General features: G+C 32.2%; 20 protein-coding genes. 17 read left to right on the top strand and 3 right to left on the bottom strand.

Going from position 1 to position 18,905, the window contains the following annotated elements; translation table 11 throughout:
* Nucleotides 1–111: 111 nt before the first annotated feature.
* The 3 genes from AC1EUU_RS05670 to AC1EUU_RS05660 all read right to left on the bottom strand — a co-directional run bounded on the left by AC1EUU_RS05670 (nucleotide 112) and on the right by AC1EUU_RS05660 (nucleotide 1,663).
* Nucleotides 112–333 carry a DUF2795 domain-containing protein gene (locus AC1EUU_RS05670; RefSeq protein WP_480200413.1) on the bottom strand — a complete coding sequence of 74 codons (222 nt, stop codon included), beginning with the start codon at nucleotides 331–333 and terminating at the stop codon, nucleotides 112–114.
* Nucleotides 334–454: 121 nt separating this feature from the next.
* Nucleotides 455–1,030: a cob(I)yrinic acid a,c-diamide adenosyltransferase gene (locus tag AC1EUU_RS05665; protein WP_480200412.1), complete on the bottom strand. Its 576-nt coding sequence runs from the start codon at nucleotides 1,028–1,030 to the stop codon at nucleotides 455–457.
* Between the two features lie 15 nt (nucleotides 1,031–1,045).
* On the bottom strand, nucleotides 1,046–1,663 hold the full coding sequence (locus tag AC1EUU_RS05660) for an O-methyltransferase (protein WP_480200411.1): 618 nt from the start codon (nucleotides 1,661–1,663) through the stop codon (nucleotides 1,046–1,048).
* A 248-nt stretch (nucleotides 1,664–1,911) separates the two neighbouring features.
* Between AC1EUU_RS05660 and AC1EUU_RS05655 the strand changes: the two genes are divergently transcribed.
* From AC1EUU_RS05655 to AC1EUU_RS05575, 17 genes are all read left to right on the top strand, one after another.
* Nucleotides 1,912–2,691, top strand: coding sequence for a polysaccharide biosynthesis/export family protein (locus AC1EUU_RS05655; protein ID WP_480200410.1), 780 nt, complete (start codon nucleotides 1,912–1,914; stop codon nucleotides 2,689–2,691).
* A 9-nt stretch (nucleotides 2,692–2,700) separates the two neighbouring features.
* Nucleotides 2,701–5,145: a GumC family protein gene (locus tag AC1EUU_RS05650; RefSeq protein WP_480200409.1), complete on the top strand. Its 2,445-nt coding sequence runs from the start codon at nucleotides 2,701–2,703 to the stop codon at nucleotides 5,143–5,145.
* Between the two features lie 11 nt (nucleotides 5,146–5,156).
* Nucleotides 5,157–5,729, top strand: coding sequence for a sugar transferase (locus AC1EUU_RS05645; protein ID WP_480200408.1), 573 nt, complete (start codon nucleotides 5,157–5,159; stop codon nucleotides 5,727–5,729).
* A 22-nt stretch (nucleotides 5,730–5,751) separates the two neighbouring features.
* Nucleotides 5,752–7,053, top strand: a complete 1,302-nt coding sequence (locus AC1EUU_RS05640; protein WP_480200407.1) for a nucleotide sugar dehydrogenase — start codon at nucleotides 5,752–5,754, stop codon at nucleotides 7,051–7,053.
* A 4-nt stretch (nucleotides 7,054–7,057) separates the two neighbouring features.
* Nucleotides 7,058–8,113, top strand: coding sequence for an NAD-dependent epimerase/dehydratase family protein (locus AC1EUU_RS05635; protein WP_480200406.1), 1,056 nt, complete (start codon nucleotides 7,058–7,060; stop codon nucleotides 8,111–8,113).
* Entirely contained in the window at nucleotides 8,073–8,903 is an 831-nt protein-coding gene (cysQ, locus tag AC1EUU_RS05630) for a 3'(2'),5'-bisphosphate nucleotidase CysQ (RefSeq protein ID WP_480200405.1), read from the top strand. Before AC1EUU_RS05635 ends, cysQ begins: the two co-directional genes overlap by 41 nt.
* Entirely contained in the window at nucleotides 8,903–9,343 is a 441-nt protein-coding gene (locus tag AC1EUU_RS05625; RefSeq protein WP_480200404.1) for a DUF2061 domain-containing protein, read from the top strand. The genes cysQ and AC1EUU_RS05625 overlap by 1 nt, the downstream gene beginning before the upstream one ends.
* Complete coding sequence (cysC, locus tag AC1EUU_RS05620) at nucleotides 9,336–9,929, top strand: adenylyl-sulfate kinase (protein ID WP_480200403.1); 594 nt, start codon at nucleotides 9,336–9,338, stop codon at nucleotides 9,927–9,929. Before AC1EUU_RS05625 ends, cysC begins: the two co-directional genes overlap by 8 nt.
* The gene (gene cysD, locus AC1EUU_RS05615) at nucleotides 9,922–10,827 is read left to right on the top strand and encodes a sulfate adenylyltransferase subunit CysD (RefSeq protein WP_480200402.1); all 906 of its coding nucleotides are present in this window, start codon (nucleotides 9,922–9,924) and stop codon (nucleotides 10,825–10,827) included. The genes cysC and cysD overlap by 8 nt, the downstream gene beginning before the upstream one ends.
* 13 nt (nucleotides 10,828–10,840) lie before the next feature.
* On the top strand, nucleotides 10,841–12,100 hold the full coding sequence (locus AC1EUU_RS05610; protein ID WP_480200401.1) for a sulfate adenylyltransferase subunit 1: 1,260 nt from the start codon (nucleotides 10,841–10,843) through the stop codon (nucleotides 12,098–12,100).
* 10 nt (nucleotides 12,101–12,110) lie between these two features.
* On the top strand, nucleotides 12,111–13,229 hold the full coding sequence (gene gmd / locus AC1EUU_RS05605; RefSeq protein ID WP_480200400.1) for a GDP-mannose 4,6-dehydratase: 1,119 nt from the start codon (nucleotides 12,111–12,113) through the stop codon (nucleotides 13,227–13,229).
* The gene (locus AC1EUU_RS05600) at nucleotides 13,222–14,319 is read left to right on the top strand and encodes a GDP-L-fucose synthase family protein (protein WP_480200399.1); all 1,098 of its coding nucleotides are present in this window, start codon (nucleotides 13,222–13,224) and stop codon (nucleotides 14,317–14,319) included. The genes gmd and AC1EUU_RS05600 overlap by 8 nt, the downstream gene beginning before the upstream one ends.
* Nucleotides 14,320–14,336: 17 nt before the next feature.
* Nucleotides 14,337–15,416 (top strand): non-hydrolyzing UDP-N-acetylglucosamine 2-epimerase, encoded by a 1,080-nt coding sequence (gene wecB / locus AC1EUU_RS05595; protein WP_480200398.1) that lies wholly within the window; start codon nucleotides 14,337–14,339, stop codon nucleotides 15,414–15,416.
* A gap of 82 nt (nucleotides 15,417–15,498) precedes the next feature.
* Nucleotides 15,499–16,515, top strand: coding sequence for a UDP-N-acetylglucosamine 4,6-dehydratase (inverting) (gene pseB / locus AC1EUU_RS05590; RefSeq protein ID WP_480200397.1), 1,017 nt, complete (start codon nucleotides 15,499–15,501; stop codon nucleotides 16,513–16,515).
* Nucleotides 16,515–17,660: a UDP-4-amino-4,6-dideoxy-N-acetyl-beta-L-altrosamine transaminase gene (pseC, locus tag AC1EUU_RS05585; protein WP_480200396.1), complete on the top strand. Its 1,146-nt coding sequence runs from the start codon at nucleotides 16,515–16,517 to the stop codon at nucleotides 17,658–17,660. The genes pseB and pseC overlap by 1 nt, the downstream gene beginning before the upstream one ends.
* Nucleotides 17,653–18,348 (top strand): pseudaminic acid cytidylyltransferase, encoded by a 696-nt coding sequence (gene pseF / locus AC1EUU_RS05580; protein ID WP_480200395.1) that lies wholly within the window; start codon nucleotides 17,653–17,655, stop codon nucleotides 18,346–18,348. The genes pseC and pseF overlap by 8 nt, the downstream gene beginning before the upstream one ends.
* A complete protein-coding gene (locus tag AC1EUU_RS05575) occupies nucleotides 18,332–18,901 on the top strand; it encodes a GNAT family N-acetyltransferase (RefSeq protein ID WP_480200394.1) in 570 nt (189 codons plus the stop codon). Before pseF ends, AC1EUU_RS05575 begins: the two co-directional genes overlap by 17 nt.
* Nucleotides 18,902–18,905: the final 4 nt, after the last annotated feature.

The following is an 18,905-nucleotide window of genomic DNA, read 5'->3' as shown; positions in this document are numbered from 1 at the left end:
ATTTTTTAGGAACACAAATATACGATATTGCGTTACCCTTGTGTAATTTAATTCGTTAAATATCTAGTTTAACGGCAAAAAAAAGGTCTCAATGTTGAGACCTTTAGATTGTTAGTATTCATCTTCGTTCCAGAGAAAATCCTCATCAGTAGGATAATCTGGCCAAATCTCTTGAATGGTTTCATAAACCTCTCCTTCATCTTCAATTGCTTGTAAATTTTCTACAACTTCAAGAGGCGCACCTGTTCTGATAGCATAATCTATCAATTCGTCTTTAGTGGCAGGCCAAGGAGCGTCACTTAAGTAAGATGCTAATTCTAATGTCCAGTACATAGCTTATAATGTATATTTTTTAACTTTTTGCAAAAGTAATTTTTTTAAGCAAAAATGCAAGTTATTTATATATTATTTTTATTCAATAAAAAAAGAACTTATTTTTTATTTCTAATTTTGACTACTTATTTTTCGTTGGAATCCAAGGAATTTCAGTAGCTCCAGTATCGATTGTCAATTTTCGTGCCAGTACAAAAAGAAAGTCAGACAGTCGGTTAAAATATGATAGAATTAGCTCTTCAATTGGCTCTTGTTCATTAAGATAAACGGTTAAACGCTCTAATCTACGGCATACGCAGCGCGCTATATGACAGAATGACACTGTTTGGTGTCCTCCAGGTAAAATAAAGTTTGTCATAGGCTCTAAAGATTGCTCCATAAAATCAATTTCCCCTTCTAAAAATGTAATATCCTTTTTTGATATGGTATTAATGTTAAGTCGCTTTTTCCCACTTTTTAAGATTTCTTTTTCAGGAGGTGTTGCTAACATGGCTCCAATAGTGAAAATATCGTTTTGAACTTTTAGCAACGTATTTGAAGTGTGTTGGTCAATCTCTTGATCGCGAATTAGCCCTATAAATGAGTTGAGTTCATCAGCCGTACCATAAGCTTCAATACGAGCATGAAATTTTGGTACGCGTGAGCCACCATAAAGTGCTGTGGTACCTTTATCACCTGTTTTAGTATATATTTTCATTATTTAAGTTTATAGTTATAATCTAATTATAAAATGTTGCTTAGGTTGCTCGTTTCTAAAAAATAGAATTCCCCATTTATACGTGTCAATCGACACCTTTACTTCAGGGTGATCTTTAATATAATTCCAAGCTTCACTCATTCCTTTGCTCCAGTAAATATCATCAAAAATAAAAATTGAATTATTATTAATATGATTTAGACATTGTTGAAAATAATCAATAGTAGGCTTTTTTTGATGATTCCCATCAAAGTAAACAAGATCAAACGTGTTATTTTTTAATTGATTTGGCAATGTTTGATTGAATTCACCAACAACAACTTCAATATTTTTTAAGTTATATTTTTCAAATTGATTTTGTGCAATTTTTGCAGTTTGAGGGCATCCTTCAAGTGAAATTATTTTTGCTCCTGGTTTAGCTAGTGACATGCTTGAAGTCGCAAGACCTAAAGAGGTTCCAATTTCAAGAACATTTTTCACATTAAAATATCTCACAATTCTATAAAGTAACTCTGCTCGTTTTTGAGAAATACCAGCGTTTCTTGCGATAGATAAAATCGAGCGCTCATTTTTATCTAGTTTTTTGGAGCCCGCACCAAAATCAGTAATAGCAATTTTTGTGTTGTTAGTCAATAAATCTCGTCGATAATTTTGTAGGATTTTATAATGTTCTTGGTGCCTTTTATTATATAAACATTTTGTAATTAGATCATAGATAAAAGGCGAATGTACACCATGTTCATTGGTGGATTTAAAAAGGAAATTCAAATACGTTCTAAATTGAAATAGCATACTTATGTTAAAGGCTTCGAAAATAGCCAGAAATATTGTTTTAATAAACAATTTAAAATTATATTTGCCGTTGGTAAAAGCGATAATGAATGAGAAAAACGATAATACTTCTTTTTGTGATTAGCTGTTTTCAATCTTGTGTGCCAAAGAAAGATTTGGTGTATTTTCAAGGTGATTCTATTACAAAAAACAATATTAATTTTGGAGAACCTTATAAGCTACAGGTAAACGATATACTAGATATTCGAATCAAAGCTGATGATGAGAAGTTAGTAACTATGTTTAGCAGGAATGATCCCAACGCGCAAGGCGGAAACCTATTTAATACCGAAAGTTTATATTTTACTTCTTATTCTATAAACAAGCACGGAAATATTAGAATGCCTTATTTAGGAGAAATAAATGTATTGGGCTATACAGAAACAGAAGTTCGTAAGAAAATTGAAGAAGAACTCAAGAAATTCTTCAAAGATGGAGCTGGTATTTTTGTAACTGCCAAACTTGCCGGTGTGCGATTTACAGTTTTAGGAGAAGTGAATGATACGGGTACTATTATTTTATATCAGAATCAGGTGAATGTAATTGAAGCAATCGCTAATGCCGGAGATATAAAAGTTACTGGGAATCGTAAAAAGGTCATCATTATTCGAAAGAGTGCGAGTGAAACAAAAAAATATGTTATTGATTTAACAAATGTTTCTTCTTTAAATTCTGAAGCATATTATATTCAATCTAATGATATTATTTATGTTGAGCCGTTGAAACAAAAATCATGGGGTACAGGTACCACAGGTTTACAAACGCTAACAACGCTGGTTTCCATTGTATCTTTGGTGGCATCCGCGGTTTTAATTTCTAGAAACTTATAAATTTTCTCGATGAATAAATTGGAAAAGTTTGACATTGATGATATAAAATCTTTTGATGTAAAAGATTATATACTCAAAGTGATTTCACATTGGAAGCTGTTTTTGACAATGCTCCTTTTAGGCTTAACTATTGCTTTTTTTATAAATAAGAGAAAACCACGAATTTATAGCTTAAATAGTGTTATTACCGTTAAAGAGGAACAAAACCCTCTGTTCACTTCTAATACAAATATTGCATTTAATTGGGGAGGACCAAGTGATAAAGTAGAAACGGTTATTACCATATTAAAATCTAGAACACATAATGAAAAGGTAGTTAAGAAACTAAAATATTACATTCAGTATTTACAATTAGGTGATTACAGATATGAAGATGTATATGGTAAGGTTCCCTTTGAAGTTGAATTAGATTCTGGTAGTTATAATATTTTACATGTACCTCTAAAATTGGAATTTATAGGTAATAATGAAGTGCAATTATCTGTTGACTTTGATAGGGAACAATATAATTTGGTCAATTATGAAGATGATCTTACGAGAAGTTTTACAACAAAAGATGAAAATTATATTCGTAAATTTTCTATCAACGAACAAATAGAATCCCCTTTTAGTAATTTTAGAATTTTACCTAAGACGAACGAAATATTTAAAGGAAAGACCTATTATGTGTACTTTAAAAGTTTTAATGGCACAGTTGGAAGTTATAGAGGCATTAATGCAAGTGCTACAACGAATGGTACCTCAATTATTCAGTTAGAGCTTAAGGGAACCAATAAAAAGAAAATAGAAGATTATATTAACGCCACTGTTGAGGTGTTGGATTATGATCAGAAAGAGCAGAAAATTCAATATGCAAAAAGGACTAAGGATTATATCGACGATGTTTTTGATGATGCTTCTAGAAATTTAAAAGATATTGAAAAGGATTTGGGAGATTATAAACGTAAAAATAATGTTTATGATTTAAGTGCGCAAGGAGGAGCTTTGTTATCTGAAGTTACAGAATTAGATAAATTAGAACAACAAACGCAGGACAGATTACAATACTTTAACAGCCTCGAAAATTATATTCTTACTAATATTGATGTTGGAGATGATATTCCGGTACCGGTAAATGTTGCAATAGAGGATGCGAATATTACTAAAAATATTGGCGAATTGGTAGAATTGTCTAAACAGAAGAAGAACTTGGAACAAACGGTTACTCCAAATTTCCCAACACTTAAATCTATCAACTCTAGAATAAATACTACTCGGAATGTAATATTAGAAAATCTTTCAAATTTAAAGGGTGCTACTCAAACGAATTTAAATAATATTAAAAGAAGAATAGGTACATACAATTCGAGATTAAACACCTTACCTAAAAAAGAGCAAGGACTCATAAAATTCGAACGAAATTATAATTTAACTGCGGCAAACTACGAATATTTAAAGCAGAAACAATATGAAGCTGGTACGGCAATAGCTGCTAATGTTTCTGATGTAAAAATATTAGACAAAGCTAAAGACATTGGACAACCACCTATTAGTCCGAACACAAGATTTAACTATTTGGTAGCTGCAATGCTTAGTTTTGGATTACCTTTTTTGTTTATTCTGGTGAAGGAAGCAATAAATACAAAAATTTTAACGGTTGAAGAATTAGAGAAGTTATTTGATATCCCTGTTTTAGGAGTTATTGGTAGCGGTAAAATAGATAACTATTTGGCAGTATTTAACAAACCAAAATCATCTATGGCTGAATCTTTTAGAGCCCTACGTTCTAATATTCAGTTCTTATTTAAAAAAGGAAGAGAATCGAAGACCGTTGTTATTACTTCTTCTGTTAGTGGAGAAGGGAAAACCCTAACGTCTATCAATATGGCGACGGTCTTTGCAATGAGTGATAAAAAGACTGTTCTATTAGGCTTAGACCTTAGGAAACCAAAATTACAAGATGATTTTAACGTATCTAATGAAACAGGTGCGGTGAATTATTTAATAGGTCAGAAAGATGTTTCAGAAATAATTCAAAAAACTCAAATTCCTAATTTAGATATTATTACAAGTGGGCCCATTCCTCCAAACCCGTCTGAACTTTTGCTAAGCAATCAAACGGATGATTTGATGCAATACCTTAAGGAGAATTATGATTACATAATAATTGATACACCACCGGTTGGTTTAGTAGCTGATGCTATTGAACTGTTTAAGTTTTCTGATGCTATAATTTATATTGTAAGGCAAAATTATACTCAAAGAGGAATGCCAAAAATGATAAACGATAAGTATAAAAACGGAGAAATTAAGAATATTAGTTTTGTGTTAAACGATTTTTCTGTTAAAAATAGCTATGGATACGGGTATGGTGGTTATAATTATGGGTACGGATATGGTGGTTATGGAAAATATGGTAATGGTTATCATGTAAATGAAAAAACTCCTTGGTATAAACGCCTATTTAAATCCTAGGAATTTCCCTGATGCTTAATAAAAGACAACAATTAATTAAGAGGTTATTCGACATTGTGGCTTCTGGTTTTGGTCTAATTGTTTTCTTGTTACCCATGTTGCTCTTAATATTTTTGGCTACAATTTTTATCGGCACTAGCGGCTTATTTTCGCAAAAAAGAGTGGGTAAAGAAGCTAAAATTTTCACTATTTATAAAATAAGATCAATAAAACCTAATGGTGAAAATTCATCCTTAAATACCTTCGGGAAAATACTAAGAGCCTCTAAATTAGATGAGCTACCTCAGTTATTTAATGTGCTAATTGGAGATATGAGCGTGGTGGGCCCTAGGCCTGATATAAAAGGTTATGCAGATAAACTCAAGGGAGATGACAGAATTATTTTATCAGTTAAACCCGGAATTACAGGTCCGGCTACTTTAAAATATAGAAACGAAGAAATGTTGCTTGCAAAAAAACCTAACCCAAAAGAATATAATGATTCATTTATTTGGCCTGATAAAGTAAAAATTAATAAAGAATATGTTAAAAACTGGAGCTTAATAAATGATATAAAATATATCTTTAAAACAATTTTTACCTAAATTTGCGTCTTATCAAAAAAAAATGAAAAAACCTAAAATTGCTATTATCGGATTGGGTTATGTTGGTTTACCCTTAGCCGTCGAGTTTGCAAAGAAATATCAAGTTGTTGGATTTGATATTAATAAGCAAAGAATTAATGAACTTAGACAAAATTCTGACGTTACACTTGAAACTGAATCGGAGGAACTTAAAGCGGTAAATACCACATCTCTTTCTGTGCTTGAAAATTCTAAAAATGGTTTGTGGCTTACAGATGATTTAAGAGAAATTGAAACGGCTAATTTCTATGTAGTTACCGTACCAACGCCAGTTGATAAAAATAATCGGCCTGATTTAACACCATTATATAAAGCCAGCGAATCGGTAGGAAAAGTTTTGAAAGAAGAGGATATAGTGGTATATGAGTCAACAGTTTTTCCAGGAGCTACCGAAGATGAATGTGTTCCTATTTTAGAGAAAGTATCAGGACTCAAATTTAACAAAGACTTTTTTGTAGGGTACTCACCGGAACGTATAAACCCTGGTGATAAGGAGCATACTGTCACCAAGATATTAAAGGTAACATCGGGTTCAACACCAGAAATTGCTAAATATATCGATGAGATTTATAAATCGGTTATTATTGCCGGAACACATTTAGCATCTTCAATAAAAGTCGCTGAGGCAGCTAAAGTGATTGAAAACTCGCAAAGAGATATTAATATTGCTTTTGTTAATGAGCTATCTAAAATTTTCCGTCTCATGGATATTGACACCAATGATGTGTTAGAAGCAGCAGGAACTAAATGGAACTTCTTACCATTTAGACCAGGTTTGGTTGGGGGTCATTGTATTGGTGTAGATCCTTATTATTTAGCACAAAAAGCAATGCAATTAGGTTATAATCCTGAAATTATCTTAGCAGGAAGACGTTTGAACGATAGTATGGGGCCATTTGTTGCGCAAGAAACAGTGAAAATGATGATTCGTGAAGGGATACGAGTTAAAGATGGTAATGCACTTGTATTAGGTATCACCTTTAAGGAAGATTGCCCAGATATTAGAAATTCAAGAGTAATCGATATTATTGATGAGTTAAAAACCTATAATTTAAATGTTGATGTATATGATCCTTGGGCTTCGCCTGAAGAGGTAAAGCATGAGTATGGTATAGATATCATTAGAAAAGATGAAGAGGTTACAAAAAAATATGACTGTGTCATCATTGCTGTCTCTCATAAAGAATTCAAAAAGTTGAACTTATTGAAAAATGTAGCTGAGAATCATGTAATTTTTGATGTAAAATCAACATTACCTAAAGAACAATCACATTGTAGATTATAAAAATATGAAGAAGGTATTAGTTACCGGAGCTGCTGGTTTTATTGGATTTCATTTGTCAAAATTGTTAGTAAAAAGCAATTTTGATGTTGTTGGAATTGATAATATTAATGACTATTATGATCCAAATTTAAAATTAATTCGACTCCGTGAGTTAGGAATTGATACAGATTTAATTAGTTATAATACTGCTTTAAAAGGAGAAATTACTTTTTTAAAACTAGACCTTCAAGATAAAGATAATATTCTTAAATTATTTGGAACTGAGAAATTTGACTATGTTATTAACCTTGCCGCCCAGGCGGGTGTTCGCTATTCTCTTGAAAACCCACAAGCTTATATAGATAGTAATATCACAGGTTTTTTAAATATTCTAGAAGGATGTAGACATTACCCAGTTGAACATTTAGTATACGCTTCTTCAAGTTCTGTTTATGGTTTGAGTGAGCAGATACCATTTTCGGTTAGCCATCATACTGATCATCCTATGGCAATGTATGCGGCTAGTAAAAAAGCAAATGAAATGATGGCGCATTCATATTCTCATCTGTTTAATATACCCAGCACGGGACTGCGTTTCTTTACGGTATATGGTCCATGGGGAAGACCAGATATGGCTTTACATATTTTTACCAAAGCTATCGTTGAAGATAAGGAATTTAGTGTTTTCAATTTTGGTGATATGAGTCGTGATTTTACGTATGTAGGTGATATTGTTGAAAGTATTAAGAGATTAATTCCTCTTGCACCAAAAGCAGATAACCCATCTTTTAATGCTGAAAACCCCAATCCATCAATTAGCTCTGCTCCATATAGAATATTTAATATTGGTAATAACAGTCCGGTTGCATTAATGGATTTTGTAAACGCTATTGAAGAAACTTTGGGTAAAAAAGGAAAGATAAAACTAGAGCCTATTCAAGCCGGTGATGTACCTAGAACATATGCAGATGTTCGAAGTTTGTTTGATTATATAAATTTTAAGCCTTCTACAAATATTAAAGATGGTGTAAAAGCGTTTATTGATAAATATTTGGAGATATACTCAAATAAAAATGTTTAGAAAAGAATTAAAGATTGCGATTGAAGCAGCTATTGAAGCAGGAAAAGAAATCATCAAGGTTTATGAAAGTGACTTTGCTTATGAAGTTAAAGATGATAAATCACCACTTACTTTAGCAGACAAAAAGGCAAATGAGGTTATTAATTCGTATTTATTAAGTACAGATATACCTATTATAAGTGAAGAAAATAAACAGATTGACTATAATCTTAGAAAAGACTGGACAAAGTGTTGGATTGTAGACCCTCTTGATGGCACCAAGGAATTTATAAAGCGTAACGGTGAATTTACAGTCAACATTGCTTTAATTGATTCTGGAGTCCCAATGCTGGGAGTAATATATGTTCCAGTTCAAAATAAACTATTCTTTGCAGATGTTAAAGAGCAAGAGGCCTATAAATATGAAGTTTCTGAAGATGTAACAGATATAGATGAGATTATCGAAAAGGCTGAATTAATGAATACTAATATTCAAAAAGATTCCAATTATGTGCGTGTTGTTGGAAGTCGTTCGCATATGAATCAAGAGACACAAGATTTCATAGAAACCCTCAAGGCATCAAACAAAAAAGTGGAAGTTCTTTCAAGTGGAAGTTCATTGAAATTTTGCCTAGTTGCTGATGGGGAGGCAGATGTTTATCCGCGTTTTGCTCCTACCATGGAATGGGATACAGCAGCAGCACATGCAATATGCAATGCTTCTGGAATATCTGTAAAGAATACTAAAACAAATAAAGAGTTGATTTATAATAAAGAGGACTTATTAAATCCTTGGTTTATTTGTGAATAATGAATGATGTTTCTAGAAAACGACATTTAGCCAAAACAATCACTTGGCGGCTGGTAGCAACCTTAGATACGATAATTCTTTCTTGGTTTATTACCGGTAATCCTTTTACTGGATTGAAAATTGGTATGGCGGAGGTAATTACCAAAATGTTTTTGTATTATGGGCACGAGCGTTTATGGTATAAGGTAAATTTGAATAAGAATGGTGAGTTAAGAAATAGCAGTAAAAGACACTTAGCTAAAACGATAACTTGGAGAGTAATAGGCACAATAGATACTATGATATTGTCTTGGATAATTTCAGGCAACCCTATTGTTGGCCTTAAAATTGGATTAGGTGAATTAGTTACAAAAATGCTATTATATTATTTCCATGAAAGGGTATGGTATAAAATTAATTTTGGCTTATCATCAAGAAAGAATATAGTAAAAGATGAGTAATATTATTCCCCATCAATATCAGGTAACTAAAGAAGATAGAAATCAACTGAATAAGCACAGGTCTTTATTAATTTGGTTTACAGGCTTGTCAGGATCTGGTAAATCTACTATAGCTAATGCTCTTGAGGCTAAGCTTTTTGAAAATAGTATAAGAACCTATACCTTAGATGGAGATAACATACGAGATGGAATTAATAAAGATCTAACATTTTCTCCAGAAGATAGAACTGAAAATATTCGTAGAATAGCCGAAATAGCTAATTTATTTATCGATGCTGGTATGGTGGTTTTGGCGGCTTTCGTATCGCCATATATAAAAGATAGAGATGATATAAAGAAAATTGTTGGTGGTGAGAATTTTATAGAGGTGTATATCAACACATCAGTTGAAGAATGTGAAAAGAGAGATGTTAAAGGGCTCTATAAAAAAGCCAGATTAGGAGAGATTAAAAATTTTACCGGTATAGATGCACCTTATGAGGCACCTATAAATCCAGATATCGAAATTAAAACAGAAGAATTAACAATTGACCAATCTGTAGAGAAATTAATGAAATTGATTTCAAAAAAAATGAAGCATGAATAAGTACTATTTAAATTATTTAGATGAGTTAGAATCAGAAGCAGTTTTCGTAATGCGAGAAGTGTTTGCGCAATTTCGAAATCCAGTGATTTTATTTTCTGGAGGCAAAGACTCTATTGTGTTAACTCATTTAGCAAAAAAAGCATTTCACCCCTGTAAAGTGCCATTTTCGTTAATGCATATCGATACTGGGCATAATTTCCCAGAAACAATTGCTTTTAGAGATAATTTGGTAAATAAATTAGGAGTACAACTATTAGTAGGATCTGTTCAAGAAGCTATTGATGATGGTAGAGTGGTAGAAGAACACGGGAAGAATGCCACACGTAATAGTTTGCAAATTACTACCTTGTTAGATGCGATAGAAGATAATCAAATTGATTGTGCCATTGGAGGAGGTAGAAGAGATGAAGAAAAAGCCCGTGCCAAAGAACGCTTTTTCTCTCATAGGGATGATTTTGGCCAATGGACTCCAAAAAATCAGCGCCCTGAACTGTGGAATCTATTTAATGGACGTATGAATCAGGGTGAACATTTTAGAGTGTTTCCTATAAGTAATTGGACGGAAATGGATGTTTGGAATTATATAAAGAGAGAACAAATAGAAATTCCGTCGTTATATTTTGCGCATGAACGTGAAGTAGTTTGGCGCAATAATAGCTGGATACCTGTATCAGAATATCTTCCTAAAATTGAAGGAGAGGAAACTTTCAAGAAAAAGATACGCTTTAGAACATTAGGAGATATTACAATAACAGGTGGAATTGAAAGTGATGCTGATACATTAGAGAAAATTGTAGAAGAGGTTGCTGCCATGAGAGAAACTGAACGTGGTAATAGAGCTGATGACAAGCGTTCTGAAACGGCGATGGAAGATCGAAAAAAACAAGGGTATTTCTAAAAGAGACTAAATTATGAGTAATATAGATAACAACCAATTACTACGTTTTACAACTGCGGGTAGTGTAGATGACGGGAAAAGTACTTTAATAGGTAGATTGCTGTATGATTCTAAATCAATATTTGAAGATCAAATAGAAGCGGTTGAAAAAACGAGTAAAAGAAAAGGACAGGAGACTGTAGATTTAGCGTTGTTTACAGATGGTTTACGTGATGAACGTGAACAAGGAATTACCATTGATGTAGCGTACAGATATTTTACGACACCTAAGCGAAAATTTATTATTGCAGATACTCCTGGTCATATTCAATATACTCGTAATATGGTGACAGGAGCTTCAACAGCTAATGTTGCCTTAATTTTGATTGATGCTAGAAAAGGCGTTATAGAACAGACAAAAAGGCATTCATATATAGCATCTTTATTGCAAATTTCTCATGTGATCGTATGTGTAAATAAAATGGACTTGGTTGACTATAAAGAAGAGGTATTCAATGATATTGTTGCGCAATACGAGGGTATTTCATCTAAAATGATGATTAAAGATGTACGATATATTCCAATAAGTGCCTTAGAAGGGGATAATGTGGTGCATCGTTCCAAAAATATGGATTGGTATCAAAATGCTCCATTATTACATACTTTAGAAACGATTCATATTAGCAGCGATAATAACATGGTAGATGCCCGTTTCCCGGTACAAACGGTTTTAAGACCTCAAAGCGATGAACATAGAGATTATAGAGGGTACGCCGGTAGAATTTCGAGTGGAATTTTTAGAGTTGGTGATGAAGTTAAAGTATTGCCTTCTGGTTTAGTATCGAAAATTAGTTCGATTAACTATTATGATGAAGATGTTTCAGAAGCATTTTCAGGAATGTCTGTCGCTATTACGCTTCAGGATGATGTTGATATTAGTAGAGGGGATATGATTGTTAAATCGAATAATACCCCAAGAGTAACTCAAGACGTATCAGCTATGATGTGCTGGTTAAATGATAATAAAGCAAGACCTCGTGCAAAGTATATTTTAAAGCATACATCTAATGAGCAGAAAGCGGTTGTTAAGGAAATAATTTATAAAGTGAATATTGATACATTCAAACGTATCGAAGATGATAAAGATTTGAATATGAACGATATTTGCAAAGTAAGTTTAAGAATCACTGCGCCCATAATGTCGGATGAGTATGATGTGAATCGAGAAACGGGAAGTTTTGTGTTAGTAGATGAGGCAACAAATGAAACGGTTGCAGCAGGAATGATAATGTAAAAGAAAAAAATTGAGTAGAAAAGTAGCTTTAATTACAGGTGTAACAGGACAAGATGGTGCTTATCTAAGTGAGTTTCTATTAAAAAAAGATTATATAGTTCATGGTTTAAAACGAAGATCATCTTTGTTCAATACAGAAAGAATAGATCATTTATATCAAGATCCACATATTGAAAATCAAAATTTTATTCTCCATTATGGAGATATGACTGATAGTACTAATTTGATTCGAATAATACAAGAAGTTCAGCCAGACGAAATATATAATCTCGCGGCAATGAGTCATGTTAAAGTATCATTCGATATGCCGGAATACACAGCCAATGCTGATGGTATTGGTACCTTAAGATTATTGGAAGCTATTCGAATTTTGAATATGGAGAGGAAGGTGAAAATTTATCAAGCTTCAACTTCTGAATTATACGGAAAAGTACAAGAAATACCTCAAAATGAAGATACTCCTTTTTATCCTAGAAGTCCGTATGCGGTAGCAAAAATGTATGCTTATTGGATTACCGTAAATTATAGAGAAGCTTATGGTATATATGCCTGTAATGGTATTTTATTCAATCATGAATCTCCAATACGAGGGGAAACTTTTGTGACTAGAAAAATTACACGCGCCGTTTCGAGAATCGCTTTAGGGCTTCAAGAAAAGTTCTATTTAGGTAATCTAGATGCCCAACGAGATTGGGGTCATGCAAAAGATTACGTTCGTATGATGTGGATGCTTATGCAGCACGAGGAAGCTCAAGATTGGGTAATAGCCACGGGAAAAACCACATCCGTGCGAGATTTTGTAAAGATGGCATTTAAACAAATAGATATAGAACTTGAATTTATCGGAAAAGGAATTGATGAAAAGGCACATATAAAATCATGTTCCAACCCCCTATATCAACTTGAAATAGGAAAAGAAGTTTTAGCAATTGATCCTAGATATCATAGACCTACGGAAGTAGATTTATTGATTGGTGATGCATCAAAAGCAAAAGAAAAATTAGGATGGGAGCCGCATTATGACTTACAGGATTTAGTGAAAGATATGATGGAAAATGATTTGAAATTAATGCAAAAAGATCAATATTTACATGATGGAGGATATGAGACTTTAAATTATTATGAATAAAGATTCTAAAATATATATTGCAGGGCACAGAGGGTTAGTAGGAAGCGCAATTTTAGATAATTTAAAAACAAAGAACTACACAAACTTTATTACTAAAACTCATACAGAGTTAGACTTAACTAATCAAAAAGCGGTTGCAGATTTTTTTGAAGAAGAGAAACCCGAATATGTTTTTTTAGCAGCTGCTAAAGTAGGTGGTATTATAGCAAATAATAAATACCGAGCAGACTTTATTTATGAGAACATGATGATTCAAAATAATGTGATTCATCAGGCGTATGTTCATGGGGTTAAGAAACTATTATTTTTAGGTAGTACCTGTATTTATCCGAAAAACTGTCCTCAGCCTATGAAAGAGGAATATTTATTGACAAATACTTTAGAGTATACTAATGAACCTTATGCAATTGCTAAAATAGCCGGTATTAAATTATGTGAAAGTTATAATCTGCAATATGCTACAAATTTTATTGCAGTTCAACCTACTAATTTATATGGGCCAAATGATAACTTTGACTTGGAAAAATCACATGTCTTACCGGCTCTTCTCCGTAAAATACACCTAGGTAAAGCTTTGGAGCTTGATAATTGGGAAATGATTAGAAGAGATTTAAATAACTTACCCATAGAAAATGTTTCTGGATCTAGCAGTAGAGAAAATATCATTAAAGTATTAGAAAAATATGGAATTTTTAAGAATGATAAAGGTGAGATTAATGTAGAGATATGGGGTTCAGGAAAACCAATGCGCGAATTTTTGTGGAGTGAAGATATGGCCGATGCTTGTGTTCATCTTATGAAGAATGTTGATTTCAGTGATTTGATAAAAAAGAATGAGAATAAAAAAGAAATTCGTAATACACATATCAATATTGGTACTGGAAAGGAAATATCAATTGAAAAACTTGCAAAAACTATTAAGGATATTATTGGTTTTGAGGGTAGCTTTTTCTTTAATGCCTCAAAACCAGATGGAACTATGAGAAAGCTTACCGATGTAACTAAATTAAATAACTTAGAATGGAATTATAAAGTGGACTTGGAATTAGGTATTAAAAAATATTATAAACATTTTTTAGTAACATCTTAATAATAGAATTTAGAATAATGAATGAAGAAATGAAAATAGTTACTATTCTAGGTGCACGACCACAATTTATAAAGGCCGCTTGTTTAAGTCATCAAATCTCGAAGAATGAAAGTATAAAAGAGGTGATCGTTCATACAGGGCAGCACTTTGATGAGAATATGAGCGAGATTTTCTTTAAAGAAATGAAAATACCTCAACCGAAATATAACCTCAATATAAATAGCCTTACTCATGGGGCAATGACAGGAAGGATGCTTGAAGAGATAGAGAAGATCTTAATAGTTGAGAAACCAGATTGGGTTGTTATTTATGGAGATACTAACTCTACTATTGCGGGAGCATTGGCGGCAAAAAAAATGCACATTAAAGTTTGTCATGTTGAGGCAGGATTAAGATCTTACGATATGCAAATGCCTGAAGAAGTTAATAGGATTTTAACAGATAATATAAGTGATATTTTGTTTTGCCCAACCGACACAGCAATAAAAAACCTGGTCAGCGAAGGTTTTACAGAAAAGAATGTAGATATTATAAATTGTGGTGATATAATGTATGAAAGTGCTTTATTTTTTAAAAGTAAAATGAAGAAAGTACCTAATTTGGGTAATAGTTTTATTTTAGTAACATTACATAGACAAGAGAATACGAACGAAAGATACAAGCTTGAAAAAATTATTGAATCCTTTAACGAACTATCTTTGAAAGGCGAGAGCATTGTAATGCCTTTGCATCCTCGTACAAAAAAGTTTATAGAAAATTATAATCTTAAAGTTGAATTTAAAACAATAGATCCGGTCAGTTATCTGGAGATGATTTATCTTTTAGATAAATGTAAGATGGTAATTACCGATAGCGGAGGTTTGCAAAAAGAGGCATATTTTTTTAATAAATATTGTGTTACTCTAAGAGAATCCACCGAATGGGTGGAGCTTGTTGAAAACAAAGTAAATACTTTACTACCAATAAACGATAATTTAACGAAGAATATATACAAATATCTAGACTGTAAAGTTAATAATGATTCTAACCTTTATGGGAAAGGAAATAGTTCTAATATTATTTTAGAAAACTTATTAAAATTGCATACTAGAGTATGACCAAAAATTCACATAATAAGTATTTTACTTAATTTGCTAATAAATTTTTTAAAAATCGAATAAAGATTTAATAATAAAATAGATGTTAGATTTAAATAAAAAATCAATACTAATAACTGGAGGAACAGGCTCTTTTGGGAAAATGTTTACTAAACTAATTTTAAATAAATACCCAAATGTTAAACGTTTGGTAATTTTCTCTAGAGATGAACAAAAGCACTTTCAGATGGCTATGGAATATCCAGAGCATAAATATCCAGCTTTGAGATACTTTGTGGGTGATGTAAGAGACGAAAAAAGACTTATGAATGCTTTTGAGGGGATAGATATAGTTATTCATGCCGCAGCAATGAAACATGTTCATATTGCTGAATATAACCCTATGGAATGCGTTAAAACTAATATTTTAGGTGCTGAAAATGTTATTAATGCTTCTTTACAATCTGGTGTTAAAGATGTTGTTGCATTATCAACCGATAAAGCCGCCGCCCCAATAAATTTATATGGAGCTACGAAATTAGCTTCAGACAAATTATTTGTTGCAGCTAATAATATTAGAGGAAAGAGAGATATTAGATTTTCTGTTGTTCGATATGGTAATGTAATGGGTTCGAATGGTTCAGTGATGCCGTTTTTTTTAAAAAAACGAAAAGACGGAGTTTTACCAATTACTGATTCTAGAATGACACGTTTTAATATAAGTTTGGAAGAAGGTTGTGAAATGGTATTTAATGCAATTGAAAATGCTTGGGGAGGTGAAATATTCGTTCCTAAAATACCTTCTTATAAAATTACTGATGTTGCAACTGCTATTGCTCCCAATTGCAAACAAGAAATCATAGGCATAAGACCTGGAGAGAAGCTCCATGAAGAAATGATTACCGCTTCAGATTCTTTCAATACTTGGGATTTGGGGAAATACTACACTATTTTGCCACAAAAAACCGTGTTTTCATTGAAAGATTTTATAAACCATTTTAAAGCGATTAAGGTTAAAGAGGGTTTTAATTATAATTCTGGGAAAAATAGTGACTGGGAAACAGTTGAAAGTTTAAGAGAATTAATAAAGACACATGTTGACCCTAATTTTATAGTTTGATGGAACCAATACCTTATGGAAGGCAACATATAGATCAGAACGATATTGATGCTGTTGTAGAAACATTAAAGGCTGATTTTTTAACTCAAGGACCTAAAGTAAAAGCTTTTGAAGAAAGCTTTGCAGATTACCTTGGAGTAAAATATGCTGTTTCCGTTAACAACGCAACCGCTGGTCTACACTTATCGGTTTTGGCATTAGGTTTAAATGAAGGTGAGCGTGTAATAACAACTCCAATAACTTTTGCTGCTTCAGCAAATTGCGTAAGATATGCCAGTGGAGAAGTGTGGTTTGCAGATATAGATCCTGATACTTATTTACTATCGTTTGAAAGTACAAAAAAGCTCATTGAAAGTAAACCTAAGGGGTTTTTTAAAGGAATCATTCCGGTAGATTTTGCTGGACTCCCAATAAACCTCGAAATGTTTAAAAAGCTAGCTGATGAACATGATTTATGGATTATAGAAGATGCATGTCATGCACCTGGCGGGTTTTTTACAGATTCTAATGGAGTGAAACAAAAATGCGGAAATGGTAATTACGCCGAATTAAGCGTTTTTTCTTTCCATCCAGTTAAGCATATAGCTTGTGGGGAAGGCGGAATGGTTACAACAAATTCTAAAGAATTATATGATAAGTTGATGCTATTGAGAACTCACGGCATTACAAAAAATAATATGAGTGAAAATCATGGAGGATGGTTTTACGAAATGCAAGAGCTTGGTTTTAACTATAGGTTAACCGATATCCAATCAGCCTTAGGAATAATACAGTTAAGAAAAAATAAAGAGGGTGTAATTAAAAGAAATGAAATAGCCAATATATATAAAAAAGCATTCGATGGAATATTAAAATATCAGAGCTTACCAGCTAAAACTTACAATGCCCATCATTTGTTTATAATTGAAGTTGATGATAGAAAGAGATTGTATGATTTTTTGAAATCAAACAAAATTTTCGCTCAAATACATTATATTCCAGTTCATACATTACCTTATTATAGAAAAATTGGTTATGGTATGGCAAAATTAGATAATTCCGAAAATTACTATAAAAGATGTATCAGCTTGCCTATGTATCCAACATTAACGGTTAGAGAGCAAAATTTTGTCATTGAAAAAGTATTAGAATTCGTCAATGGCTAATCTTGCTATAATACCGGCTAGAGGTGGGAGTAAACGGATTCCTAAAAAGAATATAAAATTTTTTTATGGAAAACCAATAATCTCGTATTCTATAAATGTAGCGCTACAGTCAAACTTGTTTGACGAAGTGATGGTATCAACCGACAATGAAAATATTGCTAAAATATCTGAAGAGCTTGGAGCAAAGGTGCCATTTATGAGAAGTAATGAAAATGCAAACGATTTTGCTGTTTTAGCAGATGTAATAGAAGAAGTAATCTTGAACTATAAAAAACAAAAAAAGAACTTTGCTAATATCTGTTGTATTTTACCAACGGCTCCATTTATTTCGATTGAAAGCTTGCAACTGTCATTAAAGAAATTATTGAAAAATAGTTTTGATACAGTTTTTCCTGTGCTAGAATTTTCTTTCCCTATACAACGCAGCCTTCAAATAGAAGAGAACAAAGTTTCTATGGTTAATCCAGAATACTTGAATGTTAGATCTCAGGATCTACCCTCAAGATATCATGATGCTGGACAATTTTATTGGTGTAAAACAGATATTTTTCTTCAGAACAAAAAGTTAATTACAGATAATTCTGGAGCTCTCTTAATTTCTCCATTAGAAGCCCAAGATATTGATACGGAGAATGATTGGAAGTTGGCAGAGTTAAAATTTAAAATGCTTAATGAAATTTCCAAATAAATACCCATTTTTAAGCAAAAACATCTATCATAATGGAGGCTATTTATTAGTTCCTATTAGATATGAAGATAGGCTTAGAATTATGAAATGGAGGAATGAGCAAATTCACCATTTGAGACAAGTTAAGCCCTTGACTACTGAAGATCAAGAACACTATTTTTCTACTACAGTTATAAAGTTATTTTATGAGGAGAAACCTACTCAGGTTTTATTTTCATATTTAAATGATGACTTATGTATCGGGTATGGAGGCTTAGTTCATATAAATTGGATTGATAGAAATGCAGAGATTTCATTTATAATGAATACTGACTTAGAAAAAGAAGAATTTCATTTTCACTGGAAAACGTACTTGCATTTGATTGAAGAAGTAGCGTTCGAGAGCCTAAATCTTCACAAAATATATATTTATGCATTTGATCTAAGACCACATTTATATGAAGCTATAGAAGCTGTTGGTTATACTAAAGATGCAGTTTTAAAAGAACACTGTTTTATTGATGAAGAATATAAAGATGTTGTTATTCATTATAAGGTAAATAATAATAAGTAGATTT

The organism is Maritimimonas sp. 2205BS37-2, from assembly GCF_056591755.1.
This window is presented reverse-complemented; position numbering and strand designations above follow the sequence as displayed.